General features: G+C 65.8%; 6 protein-coding genes. 4 read left to right on the top strand and 2 right to left on the bottom strand.

Annotation, left to right across the window (positions count from 1 at the left end):
• A partial coding sequence (locus tag VFA16_RS03880) for an SDR family oxidoreductase (protein ID WP_324966544.1) occupies window positions 1–618 on the top strand: 618 nt, incomplete at its 5' end.
• 20 nt (window positions 619–638) lie between these two features.
• Here VFA16_RS03880 and leuS read toward each other — a convergent pair.
• Window positions 639–3,542: a leucine--tRNA ligase gene (gene leuS / locus VFA16_RS03875; protein WP_414687636.1), complete on the bottom strand. Its 2,904-nt coding sequence runs from the start codon at window positions 3,540–3,542 to the stop codon at window positions 639–641.
• 182 nt (window positions 3,543–3,724) lie between these two features.
• On the opposite strand from leuS, the gene VFA16_RS03870 reads away from it, so the two are divergent.
• A complete protein-coding gene (locus VFA16_RS03870; protein WP_324966543.1) occupies window positions 3,725–4,609 on the top strand; it encodes an LpqN/LpqT family lipoprotein in 885 nt (294 codons plus the stop codon).
• Between the two features lie 56 nt (window positions 4,610–4,665).
• A complete protein-coding gene (locus VFA16_RS03865) occupies window positions 4,666–5,022 on the top strand; it encodes a hypothetical protein (protein WP_324966542.1) in 357 nt (118 codons plus the stop codon).
• A 30-nt stretch (window positions 5,023–5,052) separates the two neighbouring features.
• Here VFA16_RS03865 and VFA16_RS03860 read toward each other — a convergent pair whose 3' ends face one another.
• Window positions 5,053–5,658, bottom strand: coding sequence for a YqgE/AlgH family protein (locus VFA16_RS03860; protein ID WP_324966541.1), 606 nt, complete (start codon window positions 5,656–5,658; stop codon window positions 5,053–5,055).
• A gap of 108 nt (window positions 5,659–5,766) precedes the next feature.
• Here VFA16_RS03860 and VFA16_RS03855 point away from each other — a divergent pair.
• The coding region (locus tag VFA16_RS03855; RefSeq protein WP_324966545.1) for an MFS transporter at window positions 5,767–6,306 on the top strand (540 nt) is incomplete at its 3' end.

The following is a 6,306-nucleotide window of genomic DNA, read 5'->3' as shown; positions in this document are numbered from 1 at the left end:
ATCGCCGAAGCGCTGGCCCAAACACATACCCTGCTGTTAGCCGGGCGGTCCTCAGCACGCTTGGACGCGGTTGCGCAGCGCTTGCAGGCCACCACGTGGCCGCTGGACCTGACGGACACCGAAGCGATCCAGAACTCCGCGCCCGACCTCAGCGAGCTAGATGTGTTGGTGCACAACGCCGGAGTGTCGATACCGGGCCACGTCGGCGATTCCAAGATCGAGGACTGGCGGGCTACCTTTGATGTCAATGTCTTTGGCGCAGTAGCCCTTACCTTGGCGTTATTGCCGGCGCTGCGGCGGGCAAGCGGCCAGGTGGTATTCGTCAATTCCGGGTCCGGCCGTAAGGTGTCACCGGGTATGGCGTCCTATTCGGCCAGCAAGTTCGCACTGCGGGCGTTCGCCGACTCATTGCGCGACGACGAGACAGGGCTTCGGGTCACCACGGTCTATCCGGGCCGCGTCGATACGGACATGCAACGGGAGCTGGTCGCCTTCGAAGGCGGCGAATACAACGCCGCCAAGTTCCTGCGGCCTGAAACCGTCGCCGGGGTGGTCGCCAACGTGGTCAACACGCCTCCGGACGGTCATGTCCACGAGGTCGTCATCCGGCAGCGCTAGCGCGATGAGCGAGAGCCGAATTAGACGACCAGGTTGACCAGCCGGCCGGGAACTACGATCACCTTCCTGGGCGTTGCACCGGCCAAGAACGCCTGCACTTTCTCGTCGGCTAAAGCCGCCGCTTCCACGGTCTCGGCGTCAGCGTCGACCGCAACGGTGATGTGGCCGCGCACTTTGCCGTTCACTTGCACTGGGAATTCGACCGTGTCCTGCACCAGGTAGTTCGGATCGGCCACCGGGAAGGGGCCGTGCGCGAGCGATGTGGTGTGGCCCAACCGAGACCACAGCTCCTCGGCCATGTGCGGGGCCAGCGGGGCAAGCATCAGCACCAAGGGTTCCACGGCTGCGCGGGGCACCGAGTCGCGGTGCTGTTTGGTGAGGTGGTTGGTGTACTCGATCAGCTTGGCCACCGCCGTGTTATTGCGCAGTCCCGCATAGTCTTCGGAGACGCCGGCGATCGTGCGGTGCAACAGCTGCAGCGTGGTCTTGTCCAAGGCCGCATGACCGGCGACCCGCGTTTCACCGGTGTGCTCGTCGATGACCAGCCGCCACACCCGTTGCAGAAATCGGTATGCACCGATTACGTCTTTAGTCGCCCACGGACGCGACGCTTCCAGCGGGCCCATCGCCATCTCGTACACCCGCAGCGTGTCGGCGCCGTAGCTGTCACAGATCTCGTCGGGCGATACCGAATTCTTCAGGCTCTTACCGATTTTGCCGAATTCCTGGAATACCTCGATTTCGCCGTCCGGCCCCGGATAGAAGAACTTGCCGTCGCGCTCGATCACCTCTGCAGCCGGCACATACGATCCGCGGGCGTCGGTATAGGCGAACGCCTGAATGTAGCCCTGGTTGACCAGCCGCCGGTACGGTTCGCAGGAACTAACATGGCCCAGGTCGTAGAGCACCTTGTGCCAGAACCGGGCGTACAGCAAGTGCAGTACCGCGTGCTCGACGCCTCCGACGTACAAGTCGACGCCGCCCGGGTCGTCCGGGCCGTGTTCAGCGGGCCGCGGTCCCATCCAGTAGGCTTCGTTCTCCTTGGCGCAGAACCGTTCTGAGTTGTGCGGGTCGGTGTAGCGCAGCTCATACCATGAGCTGCCAGCCCACTGGGGCATCACGTTGGTGTCGCGGGTGTAGGGCTTTAGCCCGTCGCCGAGATCCAGCTCGACGTGGACCCAGTCGGTGGCCTTGGCCAGCGGTGGGGACGGCTCGCTGTCGGCATCGTCGGGGTCGAAATGCACCGGCGAATAGTGCGGTACGTCGGGCAGTTCTACCGGCAGCGCGGCCTCGTCGAGCGCGTGCGGGCGTCCGTCGCTGTCGTAGACGATCGGGAACGGTTCGCCCCAATACCGTTGTCTGGCGAAAAGCCAGTCGCGAAGCTTGTATTCGATGCGGGCCCAGCCGCGGCCGTCGGCTTCCAGTCGACGGGTGATTGCCTCCTTGGCGGCGGACACGTCCATGCCGTTGAGGTAAGCAGAATTGACCAGTATCCCGTCACCGGTGTATGCGGACTCCGAAATGTTGCCGCCAGCAATGACTTCCACGATCGGCAGCCCGAACTCGTGGGCGAATTCCCAGTCACGCTGGTCGTGGCCGGGGACGGCCATAATCGCGCCGGTGCCGTATCCGATCAGGACGTAGTCGGCGATGAAGATCGGCACCTGCTCGCCATTGGCGGGATTGGTTGCATAGGTACCCAGGAAGACGCCGGTCTTTGCTTTGTTTTCCTGACGTTCCAAGTCCGACTTCGCCGCGATGGCGAGCCGGTATGCCGCGATGGCGTCGGCGGGCGTGGTGGCGCCGTAGGTCCACTGCGAATCGACCCCTTCGGGCCACGTGGCTGCTGCCAAGCGGTCGACCAGCTCATGTTCGGGGGCCAGCACGAGATAGGTGGCGCCGAACAGAGTGTCCGGCCGGGTGGTGAACACCTCGATGTCGACGGTTTCGCCGCCGGGTGTGCGCGCCGAGAACAGCGCCGCCGCACCGGTGGAGCGACCGATCCAGTTGCGCTGCATGGTTTTGACCTTGTCCGGCCACTCCAGCAGGTCGAGGTCGTCGAGTAACCGGTCTGCGTAGGCGGTGATCCGCATCATCCACTGCCGCAACCGTTTACGGAACACCGGAAAGTTTCCACGGTCACTGCGACCCTCGGCAGTAACCTCTTCGTTGGCGAGCACGGTGCCCAGCCCGGGACACCAGTTCACCATTTCTTCCGATCGGTAGACCAATCGGTGGCTATCGATCACATCGGCGCGCTCACCGGGCGACAGCGTCGCCCAGTCGCGGCCGTCGTCGAGACGACGCGCACCGGAATCGAGTTCCGCGACAAGTTCGGCGATCGGTCTGGCCTTGTTTGCGGCGGTGTCAAACCAGGCGTTGTAGATCTGCAGGAAGATCCACTGCGTCCACTTGTAGAACTCGACATCGGTTGTCGCGAAGCTGCGCCGGCTGTCGTGCCCGAAACCCAGCCGCCCCAATTGACGCCGGAAATTTGTGATGTTCGCCTCAGTCCGGATACGCGGATGAGTGCCGGTCTGCACCGCGTACTGCTCGGCAGGCAGCCCGAAAGCGTCGAAACCCAACGCGTGCAGGACATTACGACCGGTCATCCGGTGATAGCGGGCGTAGACGTCGGTGGCGATATAGCCCAACGGGTGACCGACATGCAATCCCTCGCCGGAGGGATAGGGAAACATGTCCTGGACGAACAATTTGTCTTCGGGCACCGCCGAGCCGTCGCCCGGGGCCAGCGAACCGACCGGATTCGGCACGTGAAAAGTGCCCATCCGTTCCCAATTGTCCTGCCAGGTCCGCTCGATGCGGTCCGCCAGCTCCGCGGTGTATCGGTACCGCGGAGCATCGACGTCCACGTCTGGGGCCGCGGTGGTGCGGTCGGCCGTGGCGGGCGGGGATTCGGTCACGTCAACAGGGTATAAGGGCGCCGATGGGCGAGCCGCAGGCCACAGGTTGGTTTCGGTTGAATTGCGGAGCGATCAGAGCTTGGTTCCAGGTCGATTCCAGGCCTTCTCGCCCGCGCCGCGCAGTGGTTACAGTCAGCCCCTACTACCGCTGTTGGCCCGAGCGTTCGAAAGGATCGACGCACATGACGCAGACCGCTCGCAGTCGGCGGGTAGTGGCAGGCGGTGTAGCCGTCGGCTTCGCCGCTGCTGTGGGCTTTGCCACTGCCACCGCATCCGCGGATCCCGGGCTGCCGCCGCGGCCCACTCCGGCGCCGCCACCGGTTACCCAGAACGTCATCGGCGGCGTCGGCAACAGCGGCGCCGGCAACAGCGCCTCGGCCGCGTCCTTGCCGCTGGCGCCGAATCCAGCGTCGCCGCTGAGGCCGCCGACCGCCGTAGGGCCCGTCGCCGGGCTGGCCCCGGTACAGCCGACGCTGGTTCCGGCCACGTCCGGAACGCTGCGCGACTACTTCCAGTCCAAGGGCGTCAAACTCGAGCCGCAGAAGCCGGAGGGCTTCAAGGCGCTCGATATCACCTTGCCGATGCCGGCGGGCTGGACGCCGGTGCCTGACCCCAACGTGGCCGACCCCTTCGTGGTGATCGCCAACCGATCCGGCAGCAGCCTCTACACCTCCAACGCTCAGGTGGTGGTGTATAAGCTGATCGGCGACTTCGATCCCAGAGAAGCCATCACCCACGGCTTCGTCGACAGCCAGCAACTGCCCGCCTGGCAGACCACAACCGCCTCGCTCGCCGATTTCGGCGGCTTCCCGTCGTCGATCATCGAAGGCACCTACCGGCAGAACGACATGACGCTCAACACCTCCCGGCGCCACGTCATCGCCACCTCCGGCCCCGACAAGTACCTGGTGTCACTCGCGGTCACCACCGACGTCGCCCGGGCTGTGGCCGAAGCACCGGCCACCGACGCGATCGTCAACGGATTCCGGGTGACCGCGCCCACGGCGGCCCCGCCCGCGCCCGCCAGCCCAGCCACGTTGCCGGCGGCACCCGCTCTGGGCCGGTAGGGGACGGGCCGGGGCGCCCACTCGGCTCGATTGGCCGCGCATCGTATGGTGTGGCCATGCTGATCGCTGGTGTGCTGTGTCTGTGCGTCGCGGTTGCGGCCGCCGCCCTCGGGCTGTGGTCGGTCTCTCGCCCCGCCACCGGCGACATCGCTGCGGCGCTGATGCGGGCGGTCGCTCCGCCTCAATTGGCGGCCGCGGTCATGTTGGCCAGCGGCGGCGCGGTGGCGCTGGGCGCCCCGCATCGAGCGCCGGTCGTGGTCATCCTGTGTGTCATCGGCGCCGTCAGCACCGTGGCCGCCGGTGCATGGCAAGCCGCGCGGCATGCGCTGAATGGCCTGGCGGCGCAGGCGAATTGCGCGGGCAACTGCGCTGGTTGCGCGGTCGTCGACTGCGCGGGCCCGCCTGGCTCCTAAGCCGCTGCAGCACTGTTCTTTTGGCTATACCTAGTTGCGGCTGACGTCGATGGGGTGGGTGGCCAGCAGCGACAGCGGCAGCGGCTGGCGCCGCAGCGCCCGAGCCCACAGATCCACCCGCGGCCCAGCCAGCACGTCAGACGGCAACGCCGACAACACGATCCAGTCGTCGCGCTCGATCTCACCTTCGAGCTGGCCAATGGTCCAGCCCGAGTATCCCGCGAAGATCCGCACCCCTTCCAGCAAGGGGGCGATCACGTCCGGGTCGGCCTCGAGGTCGACCATCACGATGCGCCCGCTCACATGCCTGAGCCCGGGGACGCCGTGCGGGTCGGCGCCTACGCGCAGTGCACCCAGACACAGTGCGGCGTCACGTTTCACTGGGCCCCCGATGAACATCGTCTTCGGCTTGACCGCCAATTTCGCCCATTGCGGCAACACGTTGTAGACAGCGGTGTCGCTGGGCCGGTTGAGCACCACTCCCAGGGTGCCGCCATCGTTGTGCTCGACGACGTAGATCACGCTGCGGCGGAACGTCGGCTCCAGCAAGTCAGTATTCGCCAGCAGCAAGGTGCCCGATCGCACGCGGTGCGCGGCAGGTGCGACGTAGTCTTCGGGATCTTCGTGCTGCGCCACAACACCATCATGGCACCCGCACGCAATTGCGGTGGCGAACAAGGGTACCGGGAACCGCGATTTGTACGCTGGTTGCAGGTTGCGGTCGCTCATGGGCTGACCGCGGCGATCGCGGAAGTAGGTCTTGTGGTTGACATCCGCGCGCCCGTCACGGTGTGGCGCTCAGTGCGTCGTTTGCCTGACTTCTGGCGGCTGCTGGAGCTGCGCGTCGCCAGTCAGTTCGGTGACGGGCTGTTTCAGGCGACGCTGGCCGGGGCGCTGCTGTTCAACCCGGACCGGGCCACCAGTCCCTTGGCGATCGCAGGTGCCTTCGCTGTGCTGTTCCTGCCCTATTCGTTGCTCGGTCCGTTTGCCGGGGCGCTGATGGACCATTGGGACCGGCGGCTGGTGCTAGTCGGGGCCAACGTCGGTCGCCTGGTGTCGATCGCCACGGTGGGTGCCTTCTTGGCCATTGGGGCCAACGATTGGGTGGTGCTTTGCGGCGCGCTGATCGTCAACGGTTTCGGGCGCTTCGTCGCGTCCGGGTTGTCGGCGGCCTTGCCGCACGTGGTGCCGCGCGAACAGGTGGTCACCATGAATTCGGTTGCCAATGCCAGCGGCGCGGTGGCCGCGTTTATCGGCGCCAACTTCATGCTGTTCCCGCGCTGG

This window comes from Mycobacterium sp. (assembly GCF_035653355.1).
Lineage (GTDB): Bacteria > Actinomycetota > Actinomycetes > Mycobacteriales > Mycobacteriaceae > Mycobacterium.
The sequence above is the reverse complement of the archived record's forward strand: the minus strand, read 5'-3'. Positions and strand labels throughout refer to the sequence as shown.